22 protein-coding genes are annotated in these 25612 nt (G+C 63.1%); 5 read left to right on the forward strand and 17 right to left on the reverse strand.

What is annotated here, in order from left to right; genetic code table 11:
* Positions 1 to 3 precede the first annotated feature (3 nt).
* From rbfA to rimP, 6 genes are all read right to left on the reverse strand, one after another.
* Positions 4 to 471 (reverse strand): 30S ribosome-binding factor RbfA, encoded by a 468-nt coding sequence (gene rbfA / locus H2510_RS02120; RefSeq protein ID WP_084348641.1) that lies wholly within the window; start codon positions 469 to 471, stop codon positions 4 to 6.
* Between the two features lie 29 nt (positions 472 to 500).
* Positions 501 to 791, reverse strand: a complete 291-nt coding sequence (locus tag H2510_RS02125) for a DUF503 domain-containing protein (RefSeq protein ID WP_084348950.1) — start codon at positions 789 to 791, stop codon at positions 501 to 503.
* Between the two features lie 125 nt (positions 792 to 916).
* Positions 917 to 3850, reverse strand: a complete 2934-nt coding sequence (gene infB, locus H2510_RS02130) for a translation initiation factor IF-2 (RefSeq protein WP_186626727.1) — start codon at positions 3848 to 3850, stop codon at positions 917 to 919.
* Between the two features lie 97 nt (positions 3851 to 3947).
* Positions 3948 to 4310, reverse strand: coding sequence for a YlxR family protein (locus tag H2510_RS02135; protein WP_186626728.1), 363 nt, complete (start codon positions 4308 to 4310; stop codon positions 3948 to 3950).
* A gap of 44 nt (positions 4311 to 4354) precedes the next feature.
* Entirely contained in the window at positions 4355 to 5365 is a 1011-nt protein-coding gene (gene nusA / locus H2510_RS02140) for a transcription termination factor NusA (RefSeq protein ID WP_088944595.1), read from the reverse strand.
* A complete protein-coding gene (rimP, locus tag H2510_RS02145) occupies positions 5362 to 5937 on the reverse strand; it encodes a ribosome maturation factor RimP (RefSeq protein ID WP_186626729.1) in 576 nt (191 codons plus the stop codon). The genes nusA and rimP overlap by 4 nt, the downstream gene beginning before the upstream one ends.
* 101 nt (positions 5938 to 6038) lie before the next feature.
* Here rimP and H2510_RS02150 point away from each other — a divergent pair, with 101 nt between their 5' ends.
* Together H2510_RS02150 and H2510_RS02155 are read left to right on the forward strand one after the other, a co-directional pair.
* Entirely contained in the window at positions 6039 to 6593 is a 555-nt protein-coding gene (locus tag H2510_RS02150; protein WP_315901174.1) for a hypothetical protein, read from the forward strand.
* Positions 6590 to 7030 (forward strand): ferritin-like domain-containing protein, encoded by a 441-nt coding sequence (locus tag H2510_RS02155; RefSeq protein WP_186626730.1) that lies wholly within the window; start codon positions 6590 to 6592, stop codon positions 7028 to 7030. Before H2510_RS02150 ends, H2510_RS02155 begins: the two co-directional genes overlap by 4 nt.
* Positions 7031 to 7054: 24 nt before the next feature.
* On the opposite strand, the gene H2510_RS02160 is transcribed toward H2510_RS02155, so the two are convergent.
* Both H2510_RS02160 and H2510_RS02165 read right to left on the reverse strand, forming a co-directional pair.
* A complete protein-coding gene (locus H2510_RS02160; protein ID WP_186626731.1) occupies positions 7055 to 8776 on the reverse strand; it encodes an acyl-CoA dehydrogenase family protein in 1722 nt (573 codons plus the stop codon).
* A 72-nt stretch (positions 8777 to 8848) separates the two neighbouring features.
* Entirely contained in the window at positions 8849 to 10600 is a 1752-nt protein-coding gene (locus H2510_RS02165) for a proline--tRNA ligase (protein WP_186626732.1), read from the reverse strand.
* 48 nt (positions 10601 to 10648) lie between these two features.
* Here H2510_RS02165 and yaaA point away from each other — a divergent pair, with 48 nt between their 5' ends.
* From yaaA to mgtE, 3 genes are all read left to right on the forward strand, one after another.
* A complete protein-coding gene (yaaA, locus tag H2510_RS02170; RefSeq protein ID WP_186626733.1) occupies positions 10649 to 11392 on the forward strand; it encodes a peroxide stress protein YaaA in 744 nt (247 codons plus the stop codon).
* Complete coding sequence (locus H2510_RS02175) at positions 11389 to 12612, forward strand: DUF2786 domain-containing protein (RefSeq protein WP_186626734.1); 1224 nt, start codon at positions 11389 to 11391, stop codon at positions 12610 to 12612. Before yaaA ends, H2510_RS02175 begins: the two co-directional genes overlap by 4 nt.
* A 101-nt stretch (positions 12613 to 12713) precedes the next feature.
* Complete coding sequence (gene mgtE / locus H2510_RS02180) at positions 12714 to 14060, forward strand: magnesium transporter (RefSeq protein WP_186626735.1); 1347 nt, start codon at positions 12714 to 12716, stop codon at positions 14058 to 14060.
* 21 nt (positions 14061 to 14081) lie between these two features.
* Here mgtE and H2510_RS02185 read toward each other — a convergent pair whose 3' ends face one another.
* From H2510_RS02185 to H2510_RS02225, 9 genes are all read right to left on the reverse strand, one after another.
* Positions 14082 to 15584 (reverse strand): MFS transporter, encoded by a 1503-nt coding sequence (locus H2510_RS02185; protein ID WP_397517307.1) that lies wholly within the window; start codon positions 15582 to 15584, stop codon positions 14082 to 14084.
* An 11-nt stretch (positions 15585 to 15595) separates the two neighbouring features.
* The gene (gene cobA / locus H2510_RS02190; protein WP_397517308.1) at positions 15596 to 16813 is read right to left on the reverse strand and encodes a uroporphyrinogen-III C-methyltransferase; all 1218 of its coding nucleotides are present in this window, start codon (positions 16811 to 16813) and stop codon (positions 15596 to 15598) included.
* Between the two features lie 11 nt (positions 16814 to 16824).
* On the reverse strand, positions 16825 to 18507 hold the full coding sequence (locus H2510_RS02195) for an ATP-binding cassette domain-containing protein (protein WP_186626737.1): 1683 nt from the start codon (positions 18505 to 18507) through the stop codon (positions 16825 to 16827).
* A gap of 16 nt (positions 18508 to 18523) precedes the next feature.
* On the reverse strand, positions 18524 to 20191 hold the full coding sequence (locus H2510_RS02200) for an alkaline phosphatase D family protein (protein WP_186626738.1): 1668 nt from the start codon (positions 20189 to 20191) through the stop codon (positions 18524 to 18526).
* Positions 20192 to 20271: 80 nt separating this feature from the next.
* Positions 20272 to 21138: an LLM class F420-dependent oxidoreductase gene (locus tag H2510_RS02205; protein WP_186626739.1), complete on the reverse strand. Its 867-nt coding sequence runs from the start codon at positions 21136 to 21138 to the stop codon at positions 20272 to 20274.
* A gap of 40 nt (positions 21139 to 21178) precedes the next feature.
* Entirely contained in the window at positions 21179 to 21580 is a 402-nt protein-coding gene (locus H2510_RS02210) for a cobalamin biosynthesis protein (protein WP_186626740.1), read from the reverse strand.
* Complete coding sequence (locus H2510_RS02215) at positions 21573 to 22979, reverse strand: cobyrinate a,c-diamide synthase (RefSeq protein ID WP_186626741.1); 1407 nt, start codon at positions 22977 to 22979, stop codon at positions 21573 to 21575. Before H2510_RS02215 ends, H2510_RS02210 begins: the two co-directional genes overlap by 8 nt.
* The gene (gene cobO, locus H2510_RS02220; protein WP_136169266.1) at positions 22973 to 23593 is read right to left on the reverse strand and encodes a cob(I)yrinic acid a,c-diamide adenosyltransferase; all 621 of its coding nucleotides are present in this window, start codon (positions 23591 to 23593) and stop codon (positions 22973 to 22975) included. Before cobO ends, H2510_RS02215 begins: the two co-directional genes overlap by 7 nt.
* Positions 23594 to 23604: 11 nt before the next feature.
* On the reverse strand, positions 23605 to 25569 hold the full coding sequence (locus tag H2510_RS02225) for a magnesium chelatase subunit D family protein (protein ID WP_186626742.1): 1965 nt from the start codon (positions 25567 to 25569) through the stop codon (positions 23605 to 23607).
* Positions 25570 to 25612: the final 43 nt, after the last annotated feature.

Below are 25612 nucleotides of genomic sequence, written 5' to 3' on the forward strand. Positions count from 1 at the left end.
CTATCAGTCCACGTCGGTCGACTCGGAACCGTCGACCGTCTCCCGCGGTGCCTTGTATGGATCTGCCTCACCCGCAGGCTTGGCTGATGCTGCCGCTCTGGCGACTTCACTGTCGGCGAGGCGCGCGCGCTCGAGAAGTCCTTCCATATGCCGCGCAGTGTCCGGAACGGTATCGGTCACGAACGTCAACGACGGCGTGAAGCGAACACCGGTCCCTGCACCGACTTTCGACCGGAGTACACCTTTGGCCTTCTCCAACCCCGCAGATGCAGCCTGCAGATCGGGGGCCGTATCCAAGTCTTCGCCCATCACCGTGTAATACACGGTTGCGTCGTGCAGATCCGCTGTCACCTTGCAGTCGGTGACGGTCACGAACGCCAGACGGGGATCTTTGATCTCATGATCGATCGCCGTGGCGACGATGGCGGCAATTCGCTTGGCAAGCTTGCGAGCTCTCGCTGGATCCACCATGTCAATCACGCTCCTCATATGGTTCCGAGTCAGTCCTCGGGACCGAAAATTCTTCTTCTGACCGCCAACAATTCCAGATCTTGCCGCTCCGCGATATGCCGTTCGCATTCGTCGAGCTTGTCGTGCAATCCGTCGATATCCGAACCGGCAGCTGCAATTCCGAACAACGACCGCCGAAAACGCCCGAGCTCGCCCGTCTCCTCAGCCGAAACCCCGAAGCGGTGTAACTCCGTGAGAACAGGATCGACCTTCGAACGTTTCTCAGCGAGCGAACGAACGTCGCCCAACAACACGTCCAACTCGAGCGCCCCCAGATACACGCGGCCATCCTTACTCAGGTTCGAGCGAAGAGCCGGCGGCGGTACTGACATACCGCCGCCGGCCCCTCGATCTAGTGCAGTGTTACTCCCCAATGCTCCACTACGGCACTACTGCTGCGAATCGACTAGTCGCGAGCCTTTTCACGGAGCTCGTACGCCTCGACGACATCGCCTACCTTGATGTCCGAGTACGTCACGGTAAGACCGCATTCGTAGCCCTCGCGCACCTCGACCACGTCCTCCTTTTCCCGCCGAAGCGAGGAAATGGTGACGGTCTCGGCAACCACCTTGTTGTCACGCAGCAATCGTGCTTTCGCATTGCGACGGATGGTACCCGAGGTGACGAGACAACCGGCAATACTTCCGACCTTCGAAGAACGGAACATTGCACGAATCTCGGCTTGGCCGAGCGCAACCTCTTCGTAGACCGGCTTGAGCATGCCCTTGAGCGCGCTTTCGATCTCGTCGATGGCCTGGTAGATCACCGAGTAGTACCGAATGTCGACGCCTTCACGGTTGGCCAGCTCAGTGGCCTTGCCCTCCGCTCGAACGTTGAATCCGATGATGATCGCGTTCGATGCCGACGCCAGGTTGACGTTGGTCTCCGTGACACCGCCGACGCCGCGGTCGATGACGCGCAGTTCGACCTCGTCGTCGATCTGGATACCGACCAGTGCCTCTTCGAGAGCCTCGACGGTTCCCGAGTTGTCACCCTTGAGGATCAAGTTCAGCTGTGAAGTCTCCCTCAACGCTGCATCGAGATCGTCCAGGCTGATGCGCTTACGAGACTTCGCGGCGAGCGCATTGCGCTTGCGAGCGTTGCGTCGATCGGCGATCTGACGGGCAATGCGATCCTCGTCGACGACCAACAGGTTGTCGCCTGCACCGGGCACCGACGTGAAGCCGATGACCTGTACCGGACGGGACGGCAGTGCTTCGATGACATCTTCGCCGTGCTCGTCGACCATTCGACGGACACGACCGTAGGCGTCACCGGCGACGATCGAGTCACCGACACGCAACGTTCCGCGGGCGATGAGCACGGTGGCAACCGGTCCACGACCACGGTCGAGGTGCGCCTCGATGGCGACACCCTGAGCGTCCATATCCGGGTTGGCACGCAGATCCAGTGAGGCATCTGCTGTCAGCAACACAGCTTCGAGAAGTGCGTCGATGTTGGTGCCCTGCTTCGCCGAGATCTCGACGAACATCGTGTCGCCGCCGTATTCCTCGGCCACAAGTCCGTACTCGGTCAGCTGCTGCCGGATCTTGTCCGGGTTTGCGCCTTCCTTGTCGATCTTGTTGATCGCCACCACGATCGGGACATCTGCAGCTTGCGCATGGTTGATCGCTTCGACCGTCTGCGGCATGACACCGTCGTCGGCTGCAACAACCAGGATCGCGAGGTCGGTTGCCTTGGCACCACGAGCACGCATGGCCGTGAAGGCCTCGTGACCCGGTGTATCGATGAAGGTAACCAAACGCTCGTTGCCTTCGAGTTCGGTAAGCACCTGGTAAGCACCGATGTGCTGGGTGATGCCACCGGACTCGCCTTCGCGGACCGTGGTGTTTCGGATCGAGTCCAGCAGTCGCGTCTTGCCGTGGTCGACGTGACCCATGACCGTGACGACGGGAGGCCGCTGCTCCAAGTCCTCTTCACCACCGGCGTCCTCGCCGTAGGTGAGGTCGAACGCATTGAGCAGTTCGCGATCTTCGTCCTCGGGGCTGACGACCTGAACGACGTAGTTCATCTCGCCGCCGAGCAGTTCGAGGGTCTCGTCGTTCACGGACTGAGTGGCAGTGACCATCTCGCCGAGATTGAACAAGGCCTGTACGAGTGCTGCTGGGTTCGCATCGATCTTGTCCGCGAAATCGGACAGCGACGCGCCGCGGGCGAGACGGATGGTCTCACCGTTGCCGCGTGGCAACCTGACGCCACCGACAGCGGGTGCCTGCATGCTCTCGTACTCGGCGCGTTTTGCACGCTTCGACTTGCGGCCACGACGAACTGCTCCGCCGGGTCGACCGAAAGCACCTGCAGCTGCACCGCGCTGACCTGGACGGCCACCGCCGCCGGGACGACCGCGGAAGCCACCTGCGGGAGCACCACCTGCGGGAGCTCCACCTGGAGCACCCGGTGCGCCGCCACCGCGGTAACCGCCGGCGCCTGCGCCACCGGGACGACCACCTGGAGCACCACCGGGACGGCCGCCGGGGCGACCTGCCGCTGGGCTCGGACGTGCCGAACGGGTCGGCATCGCGCCGGGGTTGGGACGAGGAGGCATCGAACCCGGGCTCGGACGAGGTCCGCCGGGTCCTGCTGGGCGAGGCGCACCCTGACCAGCGGCCGGACGTGCACCGCCCGCAGCTGCCGGACGAGGTCCACCCTGACCGGGAGCGGGTCGACTGCTACCACCCGGGCGTGGTGCACCCGGCGCGGGGCGCGGGGCAGGACGCTCGGCGGGAGCGGACGAATACGGGTTGTTACCGACACGCGGAGCCTTTGGACCAGGCTTGGGGCCGGGTGCGCCTGGCTTGGGACCTGCCGGGGCAGGCGCCGCTGTGGCCTCTGGAGTCACGACGGCCGATGCTGCGGGAGCTTGTTCTGCCGGGGCAGCGGGGGCCGGAACGGATGGTGCCGGAGCGGCCGGTGCAGGAGCGGCCGGTGCAGACGCTGGGGTCGAGACCGGCGCTGCGGGAGCCTCGGCCGCGACTGGGGCTACCGGTTCCTGTGCCACGGGAGCAGCAGGAGTCGGGCGCGGGGTCGGCTTCGGTCCCGGACGAGGTCCACCGGGCTTGGCAGCCGAGGCAGGCTTCGGTGCGCTGCCACTGGCCTGGTCGCTGCCGCTGGCCTGTGCGCCATTGGAAGAACCGGTGACCGGAGCGGAATCCGGCTTGCCGGCCGGGAAGGATTCACGGACACGACGCGCAACTGGCGCTTCTACCGTGGATGATGCGGACTTGACGAACTCGCCTTGCTCTTTGAGCCGTGCGAGTAGTTCTTTACTGGTGACACCGAGTTCTTTAGCCAACTCGTGTACGCGGGCCTTACCTGGCACTGCTCTCCTCACTGAGAGGCCGAGCGAGGAATGGTGCCCGCACGACCTCGGGTTATCTCCGATGGACGTTCATCGTTGGTGCTTCACGGTGTGCTCATCAGTGCTGTTGCCTGTTCTTCTCGAGGGGTGAATCTCTGTCGTCGACTCCTTCGAGAAAGGAGACGACCGCTGACGAGTCGATAGATCCCGACACGCGTAGCGCTCTACCGAATGCACGGCGCCGCTCTGCATTCTCCAGACATCTCGGGTCGAGATGCAACCATGCACCTCTACCGGGAAGCCGGTGGTCGACATCGGGCACGATCACTGATTCCGAGGAATCTGGATCACGAACCACAACTCTCAGCAGACCGACGGCCGGAGCTCGCTCCTTGCACCCGACACATGTTCTCACCGGCTGACGATTTACCGCCGAACCGATGCTCTCATGACTCGGGGAAGAGAGTTCATTCCGAACCATCGACCACTCTACCGCTGTATTGCCTCGAACTCCGCATTCCACCCTTACGCGCTGGTGGACTCGGGTGCCGTGGCCGCGTCGCTGCGGATATCGATGCGCCAGCCGGTCAGCCTAGCTGCCAGCCGGGCGTTCTGTCCCTCTTTGCCGATGGCGAGCGACAGCTGATATTCCGGCACGACCACACGTGCGGCACGAGCCTCGGCATCCACGACCGTGACCGACACAACCTTCGACGGAGACAGCGCATTCCCGACGAAGGTAGCGGGATCCTCGTCGAAGTCGATGATGTCGATCTTCTCGCCGGCCAGTTCGCTCATCACGTTACGCACACGCTGACCTATCGGCCCGATGCATGCGCCCTTGGCGTTGAGACCCGACACCGTGGATTTGACCGCGATCTTCGACCGGTGACCGGACTCGCGCGCAACGGCGACGATCTCGACCGACCCGTCGGCGATCTCCGGAACCTCGAGTGCGAACAGCTTGCGCACGAGGTTGGGGTGGGTACGCGAGAGGGTGATCTGCGGTCCGCGCTGGCCCCGGGCGACTCCGACCACGTAGCACTTGATTCGCTCGCCGTGCTCGTAACTCTCACCCGGCACCTGCTCGGCAGGCGGCAGCACGCCGTCTGCGCCGTTCGCATCGCTGCCGATCCGCACGATGACCGTGCCCTTGGCATTTGCTCTGGTGTCCCGCTGAATGACCCCGCCCACGATCTCACCCTCGTGCGTCGCATACTCCCCGTACGAGCGCTCGTGCTCGGCATCACGCAGACGCTGAAGGATCACCTGCCGGGCGGTTGTCGCAGCGATGCGGCCGAACCCTTGGGGGGTGTCGTCCCACTCAGAAATCGTGTTGCCGTCACCGTCGATCTCTTTTGCCATCACTCGCACCGAGCCGGTCTTGCGATTGACGTCGATCCACGCATGGGGCTGATGGCCCTCGGTGTGACGGTAAGCGGTCAACAGGGCGGACTGAATCGTCGAGATGACAGTCTCGATCGACACCCCCTTGTCCGCTTCGATGGCGCGCAACGCCGCGATGTCGATATTCACTTGTCGGACCCTTCTTCCGGTGTTTCCACGTTCACTATCTCGTCGTTGTCGGCAGGAGCAGGCCTACCCTCGACAACGCCGCCCGTCAGCTCCATCTCGTCTGCCTTCGGCTTCGAAAATTCTACTTGCACAACAGCCTTCACAACGTCATCGAGCTCCACGACTCGGGTCGCGAGAACACCCTTGTCACGAGTGACCACTGTGAGCGATCGGCCATCGAGGTGACCGACACGTGCGTCGAACTTCTCGTTCTCCAACTTGAATCGGACCATCCGCCCGCGTGCGCGCCGCCAGTGGCGATCCTCGGTGAGCGGACGATCGACTCCAGGAGTGGTTACCTCGAGGGTGTAAGGAGCGTCACCGAAGTCCGACACCGCGTCGAATATGTCGGAGATCTCACGGCTGAGCGACGGCAACGTGTCGAGGTCGATGCCCTCTTCGCGATCGACCATGATGCGCACGGCACTGTGCTTACCTGCCGAGACCACGTTGACATCTTCCAAATCGAACCCACGGCTGGTCACCAGGTCGGACAGGAGTGCGATGACCCTCTCCTTGGACGGAACAGGCATCGTTGCGAAAACTCCTCGTTCAGTTGTGGTCGGACCCCACCAGAAGTGTGATGGAATCCGTAAGTGGCGAACGCACAGCCTAACGCCAACGGGAAGCGTTCGTGACCAGCCTGGGTGCACGAGATGCAGAATGCACCTGGCACGATGTTCCCGTGTCGACGTTCGCTCTCCCCCGCACCCTCAGCCGCCGTGGCGCCCTGCGCTTGACCGGTGGCGCCGCTCTCACTGCAGTCGGGCTCGCCACAACTGCCGGATGTTCGTCCGACACAGACCCTGGGCCGCAACTCGACACCCTCACCGGCCACCTCCGACTTGCGCGTCGCGACGCGGCCGCCGCAGGCGCCCTGATTGCGCTGAGTCCGACCCTGGCTGGGCCCCTGAGCGTCGTGCAGACGGAACGAACGGCACACGCCGACGCCCTGGCCGCTGAGATCGACCGCGTCGCAGGTCACACCGAGGAGGAGAGCGCAACTACGTCGACCACGTCGACACCGGTTGCAGTGCCGCCGCCGACCATCGAGGAACTCAAGGCCGATCTCAGTGAATCTCAGCGGGGTGCCGCGGACTCGGCAAAAAGCGAATCCGGTTATCGCGCAGGCCTGTTGGGATCGATCAGCGCCGCCTGCGCCGTCGAACTGGCGGTGGTGTTGCCATGAGCGATCTCGGCATCGAACAACAAGCACTCGTCGACGCATTGAACGCCGAGTACGCCGCGGTCTTTGCGTACGGCGTCGTCGGCGCATTCTCGAATCCGGCTCGTGGGGGCCTCATCGCGGCGGACGCTGCAGCGCACCGCGCACGTCGAGACGCAACCCTCGATGCGTTGCGCGCCGCGAGCGTCACCCCACCGCTTGCCAGCCCGGCATATTCCATCCCGTTTCCGGTCGGCGATCCCGTCACATCGGCGCAACTAGCCGCCCAGGCCGAGATCGACACCTCGATCGCGTGGAGGTCGGTCATCGAGCGTAGTGAGTCCGGCCCCACGCGGGAGACCGGAGTCACTGCGCTCACAGAAGCGGCTTTACGACTGGCGAACTGGCGTGAAATCCTGGGTGCATCTCCGCCGACCGTCCCGTTCCCCGGTCAACCGTGAGCCGCCGCCGCCGACTTCGCTGAGTCAGCCCCTCATCTCGTACGCGCCGTCGTAGGAAACTACCTCGGACCACACTGCGTCGAAGCGAGCCGGATCGACCACCGGCTTGCGGATCGCCGCGAGAGCCCACGCCTGCTGCGCCTCCGTAGAGGACGGCTTCCCGTGTAGAGCAACTGCGTAACCGGAGAAATCACGAATTTGAAAGTCGAAGATCTGATCGAGCAACTCGGTGGAGACCTTCTCTGCCGATTCCAGAATCAGATGACCGTAGACGACCAACGAGAACAGGTGCCCCACGTTGAGTAGGAAGTCCAGATCCTCCTGCTGTCCTTCATCCGGTGCGGTGTCGGTCAAGAACGTCTTGAAGGCCGAAGCCTGCTCGTAGAACCGTGCGACGTTGGGAACATGCGAAAACTTTTCGTATGTCGACTCCCAGTCGTGGAATCGCACTTTCCCCGCTCCGCGTGCGGGACCCTGAGCGAAGAAGAACGCGTCGTCGGAAGCGTCGTCACGTGTCACGACGTCGGGGTAGTCCATCGGGGCGAACATGTATGCCGGCATGAACTTGAGCATGAGCGCGACGTTGACGTGCACGGTGCCTTCGAGCTTGGGCAGGGTTCCGATCATCTGCGCGGCCTCACGAAAGTACGTGTTCTTCTCGTACCCCTTCGCTGCGATCACATCGTGCAGCAACCGAACCACGGTCTCGCCTTCGGAGGTCACCTTGGCCTTGGTCATCGGATTGAACAGCAGGTAGCGCCGATCCTCGAGGCTTGCGGACCTGAAGTAGTCGACGGCCCGCCCACTGAAGAGCTTCATCGCGATCAGTCGCGAATAGGCGTCGACGAAACTTGCACGCACATGCGGGAATTCGGTGACCCGGTTGCCATAGAGAATCCTGTTGTGCGCGTGCGTGATCGACTCGTAGAACGCATGCTCGGTAATTCCGATCGAACCCGTGCAGAGGTTGAACTTACCGACGTTGACGGTATTGAGTGCGGCGGAAAACGCGTCTGCACCAGTGTGCAGAATGTCCTCGGCTCGGACCGGGTAGTCCTCGAGGGTGAAGTTACTGACGAACATCTGGCCGTGAATCACGTTGTCACGCAGAACGTATTTGGGATGACTGCTGTCGGCGACGAAGAATACGTAGGCATCCGGCCCCTCGCGGTCGGTGCGGCGACCGAACACCGAGACCATGCCCGCGACGTTGCCGTTGCCGATGTAGTACTTCTCCCCCGACGCCAGAAACTCGACGCCCTCTTCCTCGGACGGCCGGAGCAACATATCCGTCGAGTAGACGTCGGCACCGTGGGCGCGCTCGGATAGCCCGAACGCCATCACGGACCCGCCGTTCAGTGCCCGCGCTGCACGGCGCTTGGCTTCCTCGTTCTCGCTCATCCAGATCGGCCCGAGTCCGAGTACGGTGACCTGCCAGGCATACCAGTAGGACAGTCCGTAGAAGCCGAGGATTTCGCTCAGGGCAGCATTACGGGACGCATCCCAGCGCTTGTCGGAGTCGCCATCGGCATAGGCTGCCGGTGTCGAAAACGTCGCGAACAGCTTCTCCTTGGCAACGAAGTCGAGAAAGTCGCTGGTCCAGACGGCATCGAGGTCGTCGGCGAGCAATCTGGCCTTGCCTCGATCCTCGAACCAGTCGATCAGCGATCGCAACTGGCGCCGCGTTTCGTCGTCGAACTGGGTCGGATCGTACGTCGCGGGATCGAACAACGTGAGGTGGGCCATGTTTTCACCTTTCCTAGTCGGCTGCCCCGAAGCTACCAGTGAGTAACCGACCCGAACCGCGGAAACACGCGATCACAATGTCCTACGTACCGTTTCGACGATGTCGGCGACAGCGGTCTCGGTCTCGAGATCTCGGCTCTCACCGGTGAAGCGGTCACGGAGTTCGACCTTGCCTTCGGCCCATCCCCTACCGACGACGACGACGACCGGCACTCCGATGAGTTCGGAGTCCTTGAACTTGACCCCCGGCGAGGCCTTCCGATCGTCGAAAAGCACGTCGAGACCCTGCGCGTCGAGTGCAGCCGCAATGGACTCGGCACCTTCACGTGCAGCTTCGTCCTTGTTGGCGATGACCAAGTGCACGTCCGCCGGCGATACTTCTGCCGGCCAACGCAGGCCCTTGTCGTCGTGCATCTGCTCGGCGACGACGGCGACCAAACGCGAAACGCCGACGCCATAGGAACCCTGGACGAGGCGAACCGGCTTGCCACTCTCACCGAGTACGTCGACCTTGAAGGCGTCGGTGTACTTGTAGCCGAGCTGGAAGATATGGCCGATTTCGATTCCGCGCGCACTGACCAACGGGCCGCGGCCATCCGGCGACAGATCACCGTTGCGTACCTCGGCGGCTTCGATGGTGCCGTCCGGGGTGAAGTCTCGTCCGGCTACCAGGTTCACCACGTGCTTCCCCGTGACGTCTGCTCCGGTAATCCAGGACGTGCCGTCGACGACACGAGGGTCGACGAGGTAGCGAACGCCGTTGGCCTGCAGCGCACGTGGTCCGATGTAGCCCTTGACCAGGAACGGATTGGCCTCGAAGTCGGCGTCTGTGAGCAGCGCGAATTCGGCCGGCTCGAGAGACGCTTCGAGGCGCTTCTCGTCGACCTCACGGTCGCCGGGCAGACCGACAGCGAGCAACTCCCACTCCCCGTCTGCGTTGCGCACCTTGAGCAGAAGGTTCTTCAACGTGTCCGCGGCGGTGACGGTGCGGCCCAGATCGACCGAATTGGCCCACTCGACCAACGTGGCAATGGTGGGTGTGTCACCCGTCTCGTGATCGACGGCGGCAGGCTGCCCCTCGATCGGCAACGATGCCGGCGCGGGAGTCGTGACGGCTTCGACGTTCGCCGCGTATCCCGACTCGATGCACCGCACGTAAGTGTCCTCGCCGATGTCGCTCTCGGCGAGGAATTCCTCGGACGCACTTCCACCCATCGCGCCGGATGTCGCCGCCACGATGACGTATTTGACCCCGAGCCGAGCAAAGATCTTCTGGTAGGCCTCGCGGTGTGCCGCATAGGACCGCTTCAGCCCGTCCTCGTCCATGTCGAACGAGTAGGAGTCCTTCATGACGAACTCGCGTCCGCGCAGAATGCCCGCGCGCGGGCGTTCCTCGTCGCGATACTTGGTCTGGATCTGATAGAGCGTGACCGGCAGGTCCTTGTACGAGTTGTACTCACCCTTCACGGTCAGTGCGAACAGTTCCTCGTGGGTGGGTCCGAGCAACATGTCGTTGCCCTTACGGTCCTTCAGCTTGAACAGTGCGTCGCCGTAATCGGTCCATCGATTGGTGGTCTCGTACGGTTCGCGCGGCAGCAGCGCCGGTAGCGATATCTCCTGCGCACCGATCGCGTTCATCTCTTCACGAACGACTCTTTCGATCTGGCGCAGCACTCTCAGGCCGAGCGGCAGCCAGGAGTACACACCCGGGGCGATACGACGAACATAACCTGCACGAACCAACAGCTTGTGGCTGTCGACTTCGGCGTCGGCCGGGTCGTCACGAAGAGTACGGAGGAAGAGCTGCGAAAGACGGGTGATCACGGGGTACGAGCGTAGTCGGTGCTCTGCGGGTGGGTAACGTTGCTCCCCGTGCTGATTCTGCTGCCCCCATCCGAGACGAAGTCGGACGGCGGCGACGGCTCTGCCCTGGATCTGGAAGTTCTGTCGCTCCCAGAGCTCAATCCACTCCGACACAAGCTGGCCGACGCGCTCGTGGAGCTGGCCGGCGATCCCGAGGCATCGGCGACCGCGCTGGGTCTCGGACCGACACAGACCGAAGAAGTCGGACGCAACGCCGCCCTGTGGACTTCCCCCACGACACCCGCCCTGAGCCGCTACACCGGCGTTCTCTATGACGCTCTCGACGCGCGTTCGTTCACGAAGGCCGGACGAGCACGGGCGGCAGCGAGGTTGTGGATCGGATCTGCATTGTTCGGGGCTGTACGTGCATACGATCCGATTCCGTACTACCGACTGTCCGGTGGATCGACGATCCCTGGCTTCGGCACCTTACGTTCGCATTGGAAGCCCGAGTTGGCGGATACCGTTGTTGCACAGTCCGATGGACTGGTCGTCGACCTGCGCTCGGGGACGTATCAGCAACTCGGCCCGGTGCCCGGCGCCGTCACGGCAACGGTGCTGACCGAGAAACCCGATGGCAGCAGATCTGTCGTGAGCCACTTCAACAAGCATCACAAGGGCGTGCTGGCGCGTGCACTGACCCTGACGACCGCCGAGCCGAAGAACGTGCATGCGGTGGCCCGAGTCGCATCGGGGGCCGGCTTGAGCGTGGAAGTCGCTTCGGCAACCGAACTGATCGTCCTCACCAGATGAACCCGGTCCCGGATCTACTCCGGCAAGGCGCCGACGTGTCCTATGGCAAGAGTCGGGATCTGCGGCGCGTGGACGAAGTCGTCGATCGCCTGATCGCGTTGGAGGACCACGACGCCTCGGCACTGGCTTCGTTGGCGCTGACGAACATGATCGAGACGATGTACGAGGCGGGCTGGCAACCATTCGACCTTCTCCATATCGTCAAGCGTCAGCAGACGCTCGCGGTGTCCTCGCTCGCCGCTGCAGTCCTGCTTCACCAATCGGATTTGACGAACTCGCACGATCGGGCGCCCGAGAACTGGGTCGACCAGCTATCCGACATCTGTGCCGCATATCCGAAGGCTGCAGGGCCACTGACAGCCTCACCGAGTTTTCTTGCTGCACTGCTGAAGTCGAGTGGCAAAACGGATTACATTGCCGCCAACGATCAGTGGATTGCGGTACTTGCGCTTCTGGGCCAATGGCAGACGCTGCCGAGGTGGCCCCGAATCGGACCCTTTCCGTCGCAGTGGCCGGTTCGGCGGGCCAGCCGAACCGCGAAGTCCGGGCCTGCGAGCGGATCTCCGAACACCAAGATGCTCGGCAAGATTCGTGGCCTGCTCGCCAAGGCCGACGCCACCGATTTCGAGGAAGAGGCGGAGACACTCACCACCAAGGCGCAGGAGTTGATGACCAGATATTCCATCGATTCGCTGTTGCTGACCGAAGGAAATGTCGATGTGATCAGCAAACGTCTGCATGTCGACAACCCCCATGCTCCACCCAAAGCCCAACTGCTGCATGCGGTGAGCACGGTCAACCGAGTCAAGAGCATCTGGGATCCGGAGTACGCGATTGCAACGCTCGTCGGTTCACCCGTCGACATCGAGCAAACGGAGATCATGTTCACCTCGTTGCTGATTCAGGCGACACGCTCACTGTCGCACTCCCCCAAAGCCAAGCGACGTAAAGGTTCTGCCTCGGCAGCATTCGGCAAGGCTTTTCTCTATGCATACGGGGTCAGGATCGGCGAACGGCTCGGCGAGGCCGATGCGCACGCGGTGGAGGAAGCGTCGGAACAATCCGGCGATCTACTACCGATACTGGCGGCTCAGACGGTCGCGGTGGAACAAGAATTCGACCGACTCTTCCCACGAGTGCGGACCATGCGCGGTCCGAGGTTGGATGCCGAGGGATGGGAGTCGGGGCACGCGGCGGCGGACGACGCGGAACTGTCGTAGCGATGCGACATTCGTTTCACAAGTCCTGCGGAAAACCTGTTGAGCCGCACAGCGTGTACCGCCTAGGCCTATAGGCACGTGCCGGCAGGCAGAATAGCCTGGTGTCCTCGAACTTCGACCATACGATCAACCGCGCGTCCGAACTGCTTCGACACAAGGATCTTGCCGGGATGTCCGCACTGGTGTCGGGGTTGTCGCCCTCGGACGCCACACGAATCCTCGAACGAGCAGATCCTGCCGAACGAGCAGTGCTGTATCGGTTGCTCCCGAAGGATCTGGCACTCGACGTATTCGACCGATTCGATGCCTCGGTTCGCGGAGAGCTGTTCGGAGGTCTACGCGAGAACGACGTGATCACCCTGTTCGAGGAACTCGGCCCCGAGAACCGAGTCGAACTGGTCGACGAACTGCCCTCCAATGTCGCGCGAAGACTCATGCAAGGTTTGTCTGCCGGCGAACGAGACTTGACCGCGCCCATGCTCGGGTACGCGAAGGGCTCCACCGGAAGGCGGATGAGTCCGGAATACATCCGCGTCCACGCGGCGACCACCGCTGGTGAAGCGCTAGCGCAGGTTCGAGAAACCGGATCCGAAGCCGAGTCGGTGTATCTACTACCGATTACCGACGAGAGCCGACGTCTCATCGGTGTCGCCACCCTTGCCGATATTGCTACCGCCGATCCGGCAGACCGGGTCCAGGATCTCGCGACGGCGCAGCCCGTGGTCACTGCCGATGTGCCCGCGGAGGACGCCGCGCGCATGTGCCTGGAGTATCGGAGCCCGGCTGTCGTCGTGGTCGATTCCGAAAATCGACTGATCGGGATTCTCACCATCGAGCAGGCAGCTCGCATCATCGAAGAGGCAGAGGACGAGGATGCCGCGAGGGCGGGCGGATCCGAACCACTCCGCAGGCCGTATCTCGGTACACCGGTCATGTCGATCGTGCGATCCCGCATTGTCTGGCTGTTGGTTCTCGCACTGTCGGCAATCCTGACCGTACAAGTGCTCGAGGTGTTCGAGGATGCGCTGGCCGCGGTGGTGACCTTGGCGTTGTTCATTCCGCTGTTGACGGGTACCGGCGGCAACACCGGGGCGCAGGCGGCAACGACGGTGACACGCTCACTGGCCGTCGGCGATGTGCGCCCACGTGACATTGCCGCAGTGCTGTTTCGGGAGGTACGCGTGGGCGCCACGATGGGAGGAATGCTCGGGTTGCTCGGCTTCACCATCGCCGGGCTGGTCTACGACTGGAATCTGGGGTTCGTCATCGGGTCGACTCTGTTTGCGATCTGCACACTGGCTGCGACCGTCGGCGGTGCAATGCCGCTTCTCGCGAAGAAGATCGGCGTCGATCCAGCGGTCTTCTCGACGCCGTTCATTTCGACGTTCTGCGACTCCACCGGACTCGTCATCTACTTTCTCATCGCCAAGAGCGTCCTCGGCGTCTAGCTGCGAACTGCGCATCGACGGTTACGTCGAGAGCACATCGTCCTGCGCAGCCTGGGCTTGTGCAACCTGCTGCGGGGTGAACTTGATGAAGAACGCGGCGAGTCCGGCGACGACCGCAGCGACTGCGCAGCAGAACAGGGCGAACATGTAGCCGGAGCTCAGTGCATCGAGTTGGGTCTCGTTCATCAGAGTTGCCGGGCCGGTGGTTCCCCCGAGGGAAATTGTTCGCGAAGTGACCAATGCACCCACCACGGCCAGTGCAACGGGACCACCCAAGGTTTGAGCGACCAGGGCGATTGCTGTCAGTGGACCGATCTCGGTTGCTCGGACGCCGGCGATGGCACACAGAGGCAGCGGTATCGACGCCATGCCGACGCCGAAGCCGATCCCGATGACCGGGAAGAAGATTCCAGGGAAGTACGACGAGTCTGCGTTCATCGTCGCGACCGAGAACAACAACCACCCCACCATGATGGCGCTGCCCGACATGACCAACCACCGGGGCTGTATCCGAACTACGAGCTTCGAGGTGATGAATGCTGCAGCACCCAAACCGAAGGCGAACGGAACGAACGCCAGACCCGCATTGAGTGGGCTGTAGCCGAGGATGTCCTGGACGAAAAGCGCTACGAACGCGGCGAGGCAGAACATGACTCCGCCTGCGAAGAAGATCGCAACGAACGTGGCCACGCGGTTCTTGTTCGCGAACAGGGAGAACGGCAACAGCGGGTTCTCAGCCCTTCGCTCGACAGCGAGGAACAGTCCGAGCAGTATCAGGCCGCCGAGCAGTGAGCCGATGACGAGCGGGCTCGACCACCCCAGTTCGGTTCCCTCGCTCAAGGCGAGCACGACACCTGTACAGCCGAACGTGCCGAGGATCGCGCCGGGGAAGTCGAGCGCAAGCCGTACGCCCGCAGTTTCCTTCAGCGACACCATGGCCAGAATGGCGATGGCGATGCCGATGGGCACGTTGATGAGAAAGATCCAGCGCCACGAAACCTGGGTCAAGGCGCCGCCGATGATGAGGCCTGCGATGGATCCGACGCCGGTCATCGCTGCATAGATCGCGATTGCCTGATTCCGAACCGGTCCTGGCGCAAAGGTCGTCGCGACCAAGGCGAACGCCGTCGGCGACGCTACCGCCGCTCCAACGCCCTGTAAGGCACGCGCAGCCACCAACGTTGCTTCGTTGATGGCCAACCCACAGAGCAGAGATGCCACGGTGAACAGCACGACGCCGCCGAGGAACATCTTCTTCCGACCGAACGCATCACCGAGTCTTCCACCGAGAAGCATCAGTCCGCCGAAGGCCAATGCGTACGAGGTGAGAACCCAGTTGCGGCCGGCGTCGCTCAAACCCAGATCCGCCTGCAGCGGCGCCAACGCCAGGTTTGCGACCGTCCCGTCGAGAACCACCATCAACTGAAGGCCGCTGAGCACGATGATCGCCAGGCCGAAAGCCCTGGTCGTCACCGGATACACGATGTCCGTGGTGGGCGCTGAGGGCTGCGATTGGTCAGGCACGAGAGTTAACGTTACCGAGGGTCTACAGAGAAACCCGCAACGGTTCCGATTACGACGATTGCCGGTGGGCGAATTCCCTCTTCCTTCACGCGTCTGCCCACCGTGGCGAGATCGGCTCGAACCTCACGCTGAGTGCGCATCGTCCCTTCCTGCACCACCAACACCGGAGTCGAGGCGGGCCGTCCACCTTCGATGAGCACCGCGGCGAATTTGTCGATGCGTTCGACCGCCATGAGGAGCACTATCGTGCCCTTCAAGCGTGCGAGCGCGCCCCAATCGACCAGTGAGTCGGGATGTTCCGGGGCGAGGTGGCCGCTCACGACCACGAATTCGTGGGTGACGCCGCGGTGCGTCACCGGAACTCCTGCCGCCGACGGCACCGAAATCGCACTCGTGATGCCGGGGACCACAGTCACCGGTATCCCCGCCTCGGCGAGAGCCTCGAGTTCTTCGAATCCACGACCGAACACGTACGGGTCACCGCCCTTGAGGCGGACGACGAACTTGCCGGCCTTGGCTCCGTCGATCAATGCTTGATTGATCGCCTCCTGTGCCATTGCGCGGCCGTACGGAATCTTCGACGCATCGATGACCTCGACGTGTGGTCCTAGTTCGGCAAGTAGCTCCGGTGGCGCCAGACGATCGGCGACGACGACGTCGGCGTACGCCAGGAGTCGGCGGCCGCGGACGGTGATCAGATCCGGATCTCCCGGGCCGCCTCCGACGAGGGCCACCCCGCTCAGCGGGGCGTGCGCCGAATCGGTGATGAGGCCCGACTGGAGAGCTTCTAGAACTGCATTCCGTACCGCTGCCGAGCGCCGGTGCTCACCGCCCGCCAAAACGCCGAGAGTGAGTCCGTCGTGGTCCGCAGATGCTGGCGTGACCGCAGTTCCGTCACGAGCGATGTCGGCGCGAACGCAGAAAATTCTCGACTTCTCGGCCTCTGCCACGATCGCGGCATTCGTCTCGGCCTCGTCGGTGCAGGCAATGGCGTACCAGGCGTCGTCGATGTCACCGGCGGCGAAGTCACGCAGCTCCATCGTCACCTGACCAGCGGTTGCCATCGCTTCGACGGCCGGAGTCGCAACCCGGGTGATGACGTGCACTTCGGCGCCGGACGAGATCAACAGGGGCAGTCGCCGCTGCGCGACGGTCCCGCCGCCGATCACAACGACGCGTTTGCCTGACAGATTCAGGCCGACGAGGTAGGGAGAATCAGTCGCATCCACGAGAGCAAACGCTACCGCGCCCGCGCGACTCGGGTTTCGTCCCATACTGGCTCGTCGGATTCGTAGACGTTGCCGTCGGATCCGAAGACCAAGAACCGCTCGAAGCTGCGGGCGAACCAGCGGTCGTGGGTAACCGCGATGACGGTCCCCTCGAATGCCGCGATGGCGTCTTGGAGGGAGTCCGCCGACATCAGGTCGAGGTTGTCGGTGGGCTCGTCGAGAAGCAAGAGCGTCGCACCGGACAGCTCGAGCAGCAGGATCTGAACGCGTGCTTGTTGGCCACCGGACAAGTTGTCGTAGAGCTGTTCGGCAGCGCGGGCGAGCCCGTAGCGATCGAGTGCCCGACTCGCCGCCTCGCGGCCCATGCCGTCACGGTGCTCGTTGCCCAGGTGCAGGATGTCGAGCAAGGTGTTGCCGTTCAGGTCGGGCCGGGTGTGGGTCTGAGCGAACAACCCGGGGCGCACGCGAGCTCCCAGAACTGCCGTGCCGGTGTGTGGGACGGGATCGAGGACAAGTTCGGTGACCGGCTCGTGCTCCCGTTCGGGATCGGTGCCGCCTGCGGCCAGTAACCGGAGAAAGTGTGACTTACCCGATCCGTTGGACCCGAGAACCGCGACTCGGTCACCGAACCAGACTTCGGCGTCGAACGGTTTCATGAGTGAGGTCAGCTCCAGATCGGTACATACCAGCGCGCGTTTCGCGGTTCGGCCGCCGTGCAGTCGTACTGTGACCTTCTGCTTGACCGGCACCGCTTCCGGTGGTCCGACGTCTTCGAACCGCGCAAGCCGCGTCTGTGCAGCGTGATAGCGAGCAGCGATACCGTCGTTGAACTTCGCCTTTTCCCGAAGGCGCAGGACGAGCGCACGGAGTTTGACGCGCTCTTCGTCCCACCGACGACGAAGCTCGTCGAGTCGGGCATTTCGATCCTCGCGAGCGTCGTAGTACGTCTCGAACCCAGCGCCGTGCACCCAGGAGGTCGCGCCGTTGATTCCAGGCTCGAGCGTGACGATCCGGGTCGCGGCGTTGGCGATGAGTTCACGATCGTGGCTGATGAAGAGCACCGACTTGTCGGACTCGCGAATCGTCTTCTCCAACCACCGTTTGCCCGGTACGTCCAGATAGTTGTCCGGCTCGTCGAGCAGTAACAACTGATCCGGTCCTCCGAACAGGGCTTCGAGAACGAGACGTTTCTGTTCGCCGCCACTGAGGGTCGAAGCCGCACGCCACTTCGCCCGGTCGAACGACATCCCGAGCGCGGCCATCGTCGCCTTGTCCCAAAACGGCTCCAGGTCGTACCCGCCGACGTCACCCCAATCCGACAGCGCGTTCGCGTATTTCAGTTGAGTCTTTTCGTTGTCGGCGTCGATCATCGCGTTCTCGGCATCGTCGAGTGCTTTCGCTGCGGCGCGTACCCCCGGCTGCGAAACGGACAACAGCAGGTCCTGCACCGTCGAGTCGTCGCGCAACTGACCGACGAACTGGCGCATCACTCCGAGCGATCCCGAGCTGGCGACGTTTCCATCATCGGGTGTGAGGTCGCCGGCCACGATCCGTGTCAGCGTGGTCTTTCCAGTGCCGTTCGGACCGATGAGAGCGGCCTTCGCGCCGTCTCCGACTCGAAACCCGACCCCGCTGAGCAGTTGTCTGCCGTCGGGAAGAAAGTAGTCGATGTCGGTGAGTTCGAGGTGAGCCACGGAGGCAAATCCTATGTCACGGCGCCAATACGATCTTTGCAGTCGTCTTCAGGATCTGCTTTCGGTCCGAATCGAGATGCGCATGCTCGACGCGTAAGCGCGCTGAATCTCCTTCCGTGGTGAGCAACATGACGCCGTTGTCGAACCATGGACCGGCCTCTGCTTCCCAGTGAACGTCGTCCGGCCCCACATGGGCAGCGCGGGCGAGTTTCTTCATCAGAGCTGCAACGGGCCGTTTGATGGCCAACCGGTTGACCGCCCGAATCGGCAGATTCAACGGGTTCCGGAACGGCGACATCGTGAGTTGGTGAGTGGCCGGGACTTCCTTCCCCCCGACACCGAAGTCTGCACGCGCTACATAGGAACAGTGCACGTCACCCGACAACCACAGGATGCTGGCCGGTGGATTCGTCGACCGGGACAGCTCGCGCGTCAGAGTTGCCATATCCGAGAACGACTTTCCGAATGCTGCCCAGTGTTCGAGATCGAGCGCGATACGCAGTTTCTCTGCCACGCGGGCCGCCTTCTTACCCCAACTCCCCTGCGCTACAGCCTCGTTCCACTGTTCCAAGTGATGCAACGCGGGCAACATCAAGAACGGCAAGGAAGAGCCGAACAGTAGGTGTTTGTGCGAGCCTTCCAGCGCGCTCTCGCGGACCCAGGCCCATTCGGCGTCGTCCACCATCTGCCGATCGTTCGGGTCGAGATTGCGCGAGCAACGAGAATCGATCATGAGCAGTCGGGTGTCACCGAAGTCGCGGTAGAAGCTCCACCGTCCAGCCGAGGGGTCGCGGTCGACCAATAGCGAGAAGTCCGCAAGCAGGCGTTCACGCGCGGCGTCGTCGGCGGCCGTTCGTACCGCCTCGTACAGCTCGTCGCGAGCGAGTTCTTCGGGTGAGAGATTGCCCAGATGCTGGTAAACCCAGTACGAGGAGAATGCACCGACCACGCGATCGTTCCACCACGGCCGGGTTTCGATGTCCTTTCGCCAGGACGCGGACGAGTTCCAGTCGTCCCGCAGATCGTGGTCGTCGAGAATCATGCACGACGGGACGCTGGCCAACAACGTGCGCACCGGCTCGGCACCCCACGATTCGTGATAGAGCCAGGAGTATTCCTCGAAGTCGCAGATCTCGTTCTCGGCATCGGTACCACGTGCGCTGTCGGGCCCTTGCCCGCCTTCCCGTCGCGCGTGGAGTCTTTCCAAGATTTCGGGCGACGGGTCGTCTGCGTACACCTGATCACCGAGTAGCAGCAGCGCTTGCGGCCATTCCGACGGATCTTGGGTGGACATTCGATTGCCCAGACCGGCAAGTGCGTCGGCACCGATTCGTCGAAGTGAATCCTCACCGTAGTTGTCACCTCGCCTGCATGATCCGAATGCAAAGGTCACGGGGCCGACAGGATCTCCGGTGTGAACAGCCGAGGTCGCGCCCGGTTCCGGCCAGATCCTCGTGTCTTCGAACGTCACATCGTAGGTGATCGCGGTGTTCGCCGGCAGACCCGTCAGTGCGACCAATGCGTAGTGGTGGCCGTACACGCCCCAGGTACGTGCTTCTCCCACCACGCCGACCGCGGTACGCACAGCTACCGTTCCGGGCGCATCGAATTCGAACCAGAACGTCGCCGAGTCGACGCCGACGTAACGGACGAGTGGGCCGAGTACGAGCGAAGAAGACTTCATGGTGCCTACAGTGCCCGTACTCGGACGCAGACGCCACCGTTGCCGGTCATCACGGGCGTCTCAACTACTCACGGGGCGTCTCAACTGCCGGCGACGGCCAATCGACCGGTCAACTTCACAGCGAGACGCTCGAGGTATGCGAGGACCTCGGGCTCGGATCTGTCGGGCATTCCGTAGACCACTTCACTCACGCCCATTTCTTCCCATCTCGCCAACTTCTCTGCATCGGGCTTGAAGTCGAGCACGACGATGTGTGGCGCACCGTCCCTGCCGCCGTCGCGCCACAACTGCTGGAGTCGAACCACCCTCGACTCGATGTCCTGCTCGCCCGGTGTGGTGATCCAACCGTCCGCCGATCGAACTATCCAGGCGAAATTTTTGTCTGTACCCGCAGCACCGACGAGCGTCGGGATATGACGTCCCGCAGCAGGTTTCGGCCACGCCCAGCTCGGTCCGAACTCGACGAACTCACCCGAGAACTCCGCTTGTTCCTGCGACCACAGTGCACGCATCGCCTCCAGATACTCACGGAGCATGGTCCGTCTCCTGGCCGGAGGCACTCCATGATCGACCAATTCGTCGACGTTCCAACCGAACCCGACTCCCAAAACCACACGGCCATCACTGAGGTGGTCGAGCGAGGCAATGGTTTTGGCGAGGGTAATCGGGTCGTGCTCCACCGGTATCGCGACGGCAGTGCCCAATGCTATTCGTTTCGTCACCGCAGACGCTGCGGCCAGCGACACCCACGGATCGAGAGTTCGCGAGTAGCGATCGTCCGGTAACGAGGAGTCACCCGTCTGCGGATGAGCCGCTTCACGCTTGACGGGGATGTGCGTGTGCTCCGGTACGTAGAACGAGTCGAATCCCAATCGCTCGCCCGCTGCGGCCGCGGCCGCAGGCGTTATTCCACGATCGGAGGTGAACAGAACGAGACCGAAGCGCATGCAACATTAGAACGTGTTCCAGTCGGGCGCGCAAGGCTTTCTATTCCTCGAGTAGCGCTGCTACCGCCACCGCAATGGTCACCGGACCCACCTTCGTCTTGCCCAGAATCAGCGCGCCTCCGCCGCTTCCCAATACTGCTGCGGCCTCTGCCACGCTCGGAGTCCCGACGGCGTCGTCGACCAGTAAGGACGGGGCCGGCACGACGATGGAAGCCAATTGGGCGGCCGTCCACTTGCTCAGCGGCACTGAGAGCGAACGAGCAAAAGACTCCACTGCGCAATGCTTTCGATCCAGGGTCGCCACTGCGACCACGGTCCATTGCGACCTGGCGACCGAAGCGAATCCGGCCGCGATATCGGAGCCCGTCGCAGCCGCCGTCGCGCCGATTCCGACGACGATCGATTCAGCGCGGTCCGATTCAGCGCACTCCGGTTCAGACATCGACGGGCGTGAACCGGTCACACGCCTCCACGAATTTCCGAACCGATCGAGGGCTGCCTGCCGCGTGCGTATGCAAATACGATGCATGGACGCGGCCGTGGACGAACCCCTCCCGGACGATGCGTTTGCCGGCAGCTGCGCTCGGGTTCTGCCAACCCCATGCCGGCGCGAGTTCGGCCGCGAAGTCGACGAGCGCAGTGCGGTGAAATTCGTGGCCCGTCACCCGAGTCCCCGCCTCGAACAACACCGAATCACCCAGTGCGACCGCATCGCGATAGCCGAGTGTGAGCTTCGATCCGAATTGCGCTTCCGCGTCGATGACACCGGCCATCGCGTGGCCGTCGAGGGATCGCGCCAGGTACAGCAAACCGGCGCATTCTGCGTGGATCGGCAATCCGGCAGCCGAGGCCCTGCGGATATCCGCCAGCAGAGGCTCATTCGACGCCAACTGCTCGGCATGTTCCTCTGGAAACCCGCCCGGCAGAACGACACCCGCCGTGCGCTCCGGCAATCCGTCGGTGAGGGGATCGAACACCACCACCTCCGAGCCTGCAGCGCGCAGGAGTTCCACATGCTCGGCGTAACCGAACGTGAAGGCGGGCCCCCCGGCCACGGCGACGACTGCCCCCGCGCCGCTCGGCTCACCCACTTCGTCGATCGGATTCCAGGCGGTACCGGTGACCGACGATCTTGCCAACGCCCGGACGGCAGCCAGGTCGACGTGACGTGTCACCAGTTCTGCCATTGCGTCCACTGCTGCGCCGGCTCGGCTCCCGTGTTCGAGGGCTGTGATCAGTCCCAGGTGCCGTGACGGGACCGCCAGTTCCGTCATCCGCGGTAGTGACCCGAGAACGGGAACACCGACACGCTCACACGCCTGACGCAGAACTTCTTCGTGCCTCGGGCTGCCGACACGATTCAAGATCACTCCACCGATCCGCACCGACGGGTCGAACGTCGAGAACCCGTGCAGCACAGCGGCAAGACTCTGGCTGTGGCCGCGAGCGTCGACTACGAGAACGACAGGTGCGCCGAGCATCGCGGCCACTGCTGCCGTGGACCCCTCCGCGGAAGCCTGTCCGGCACCCGTCATGTCGATCTTGCCGTCGAAAAGCCCCATGACTCCCTCGACGATCGCGATGTCGCAACCGGCACTCCCATGGAGGAAGAGCGGGCCGATGCGCTCTCGCCCGACCATCACTGCATCGAGGTTGCGGCCCGGCAAACCCGTAGCGAGAGAGTGGTATCCAGGATCTATATAATCCGGACCCACCTTGAACGGCGCTACCCGGTCCCCCATGGCGCGGAGAGCAGCCATCATCCCGGTGGCTACCGTAGTTTTTCCGCTACCCGATGCGGGCGCAGCGATCACGACAGCGGGAGCAGGACGGCTCACCATTCGATACCGCGCTGACCCTTTCGGCCTGCATCCATCGGATGCTTGACCTTGGTCATTTCGGTGACGAGGTCAGCGGCATCGATCAGCGCCTGCGGTGCGTCACGTCCGGTGACGACGACGTGTTGATTACCCGGCCGGTTCACGAGCACCTCGACCACCTCGTCGATATCCACCCACCCCCACTTGAGCGGGTAGGTGAATTCGTCCAACACGTAGAAGCGGTGCGTCTCCTCGCTCAATCTTCGAGAGATTTCTGCCCAGCCTTCAGCAGCTGCGGCGGCGTGGTCGACGTCCGAACCCTTCTTGCGCGTCCAGGACCACCCTTCGCCCATCTTGTGCCACTCGACGGCCCCGCCGGTGCCCTGGGTCTCGTGTAGTTCGCCGAGCAGTTTGAACGTCGATTCCTCGCCGACCTTCCATTTCGCACTCTTCACGAACTGGAATACTCCGACGTCGAATCCTTGATTCCACGCCCTCAGTGCCATCCCGAAGGCCGCCGTCGACTTGCCCTTGCCCGGCCCGGTGTGCACTGCGAGAAGTGCTTGATTGCGGCGCTGACGCGTCGTCAGGCCGTCGTCGGGAACGGTTCCCGCAAGTGGTACTCCCTGTGGCATTGCTCGTCCTCTCAGGCCGCTGCGCGAACGACGGCGGCGACGTGCTCGGCCGAAAGGTCGGCAAGCCGCACATAGCCACCCTGTAGATGCCCGGCGAAATCGGCGGCCAGTCCGAGACGGACCATGCCCGATTCGCAGTCCACGACGACCGACGCAGTGCCGTCTGCTGCAAGACGCGACGCAGCGATACGTGCGCGCCCGACTGGATCGACACCGCCCGTCGCTCGCCCGTCCGTCATCGCGACGACGAGCGCACGGCGCAGCGGATCTCTGATTTTCTCTCGAAGGACGACCTCGCGGGCCCGCAGGAAGCCTTGTGCCAGTGGGGACTTGCCACCGGTTTTCATTCTGCGCAAGCGGGTGACAGCGACGTCGACGCTCGACGTCGGCGGAAGAACCAACTCGGCCTCGCGCCCTCGAACAGTGATGACCGCGACCTTGTCGCGCCGTTGGTATGCATCGCGCAGTAGCGACAGCACTGCTCCCGTCACGGCGGACAACCGATCGCGTGCAGCCATCGATCCGGATGCGTCGACAACGAAGACGATGAGGTTGCCTTCGCGACCTTCACGAATCGCCCCGCGTAGGTCCGCGGGCTCGAGTCTGAATTTCCCGGATGTTCGTCCCCGCGCGACTTGATCCTCGGCTGCCGCGAACAATGTCCCGATGAGGTGAAGTCCCTTGCCACGCTCAGTGGTCGGGCGCACGACGCGTCCCTGCGCAGCACGCGACCGAGAGCGACGCCCGGGCGCTCCCTCGCCGACACCGGGAACTTCCATCAACCGCGCGCGAAACTGCGATCCGGGCGTTGCTGCATCTCGGTCACGAGATCCGTTGCCGGACGGTGGATCCGCCTGGTCCGGTGTGGGTGCACCGCCGCCGTCGTCATCCGGGTCCGGTCCTGAATCGGTAGGTCCGGGATCGGTAGGTTCTGAATCGGTTGGTTCTGAATCGGTTGGTTCGTCGGACTCCTGGCCGGAATCCGATTTCGGGGGGTCTGCCTGTGCGGAGTCTGCCTGTTCTGCCGCGTCGCGCATGGCGTCGTCGAGTGCACTCTCGTCGATCCCCGGCTCGTCGAACGGGTCACGCCTGCGGCGATGCGGCAATGCCAATTCCGCAGCGACCCGCACGTCGGACTCCTCGACCTTCGGCGAACCTCGCCATGCCGCGTGCGCCGACGCGGTCCTTGCGACTACGAGGTCCGCTCGCATCCCGTCGACGTCGAACGACGCACACAATGCCGCAATTCGACGAAGTTCGGTGTCGTCGAGTTCCACCTGATCGAGTACGAGTCGAGCCGCGACGATGTGTGCGGCGATGTCCGCGTCCTCGTCTGCATAGCGTGCAGCAAACGCACAGGGATCACGCTCGTAGTTCAGCCGCCGGCGCACGACGTCCATTCGGATGTCCACGTCACGAGAGGCAGTGACCTCTACTGCGAGCCCGAAGCGATCCAACAGCTGTGGTCGAAGCTCGCCCTCTTCGGGATTCATGGTCCCCACGAGGACGAATTGCGCGGGATGCGAATGTGAAACCCCATCGCGTTCGATATGGACGCGCCCCATCGCAGCGGCGTCGAGCAGAACATCGACCAGGTGATCATGGAGAAGATTCACCTCGTCCACGTACAGCACGCCCCGATGGGCTGCGGCCAACAGTCCCGGCTGGAATGCACGTTCGCCGTCTCGCAGCACCTTCTCGAGATCGAGCGAGCCGACCACACGGTCCTCGGTCGCGCCGACCGGAAGCTCGACCAGTCGGGCCGGTCGCGTCTCGCCATCGTCCTCGATGTCCGGAAGCAGCGTGGCGAGTGCGCGGACGACAGTGGACTTCGCTGTCCCCTTCTCACCGCGGACGAGGACACCACCGATTCCCGGGTGCACCGCACACAGGATCAATGACAATCGAAGCTGGTCTTGGCCGACTATCGCGCTGAACGGATAACCGGGTTCTGAAGATCCAACGGCCTGCTGCACTTTCGATCCCCTTCATTCCTCGGTTTCCGCGCCGAGGACTTTC

The organism is Rhodococcus sp. BP22 (assembly GCF_014281965.1).
GTDB lineage: Bacteria > Actinomycetota > Actinomycetes > Mycobacteriales > Mycobacteriaceae > Rhodococcoides.

Excerpts from the sequence above, each read along its gene's own strand:
- rbfA (WP_084348641.1), bottom strand. The coding sequence starts at position 471 with ATGGTGGATCCAGCGAGAGCTCGCAAGCTTGCCAAGCGAATTGCCGCC.
- H2510_RS02135 (WP_186626728.1), bottom strand. The coding sequence starts at position 4,310 with ATGGTTCGGAATGAACTCTCTTCCCCGAGTCATGAGAGCATCGGTTCG.
- rimP (WP_186626729.1), bottom strand. The coding sequence starts at position 5,937 with ATGCCTGTTCCGTCCAAGGAGAGGGTCATCGCACTCCTGTCCGACCTG.
- H2510_RS02155 (WP_186626730.1), top strand. The coding sequence starts at position 6,590 with ATGAGCGATCTCGGCATCGAACAACAAGCACTCGTCGACGCATTGAAC.
- H2510_RS02160 (WP_186626731.1), bottom strand. The coding sequence starts at position 8,776 with ATGGCCCACCTCACGTTGTTCGATCCCGCGACGTACGATCCGACCCAG.
- H2510_RS02175 (WP_186626734.1), top strand. The coding sequence starts at position 11,389 with ATGAACCCGGTCCCGGATCTACTCCGGCAAGGCGCCGACGTGTCCTAT.
- H2510_RS02200 (WP_186626738.1), bottom strand. The coding sequence starts at position 20,191 with ATGAAGTCTTCTTCGCTCGTACTCGGCCCACTCGTCCGTTACGTCGGC.
- H2510_RS02205 (WP_186626739.1), bottom strand. The coding sequence starts at position 21,138 with ATGCGCTTCGGTCTCGTTCTGTTCACCTCCGATCGTGGAATAACGCCT.
- H2510_RS02210 (WP_186626740.1), bottom strand. The coding sequence starts at position 21,580 with ATGTCTGAACCGGAGTGCGCTGAATCGGACCGCGCTGAATCGATCGTC.
- H2510_RS02215 (WP_186626741.1), bottom strand. The coding sequence starts at position 22,979 with ATGGTGAGCCGTCCTGCTCCCGCTGTCGTGATCGCTGCGCCCGCATCG.
- cobO (WP_136169266.1), bottom strand. The coding sequence starts at position 23,593 with ATGCCACAGGGAGTACCACTTGCGGGAACCGTTCCCGACGACGGCCTG.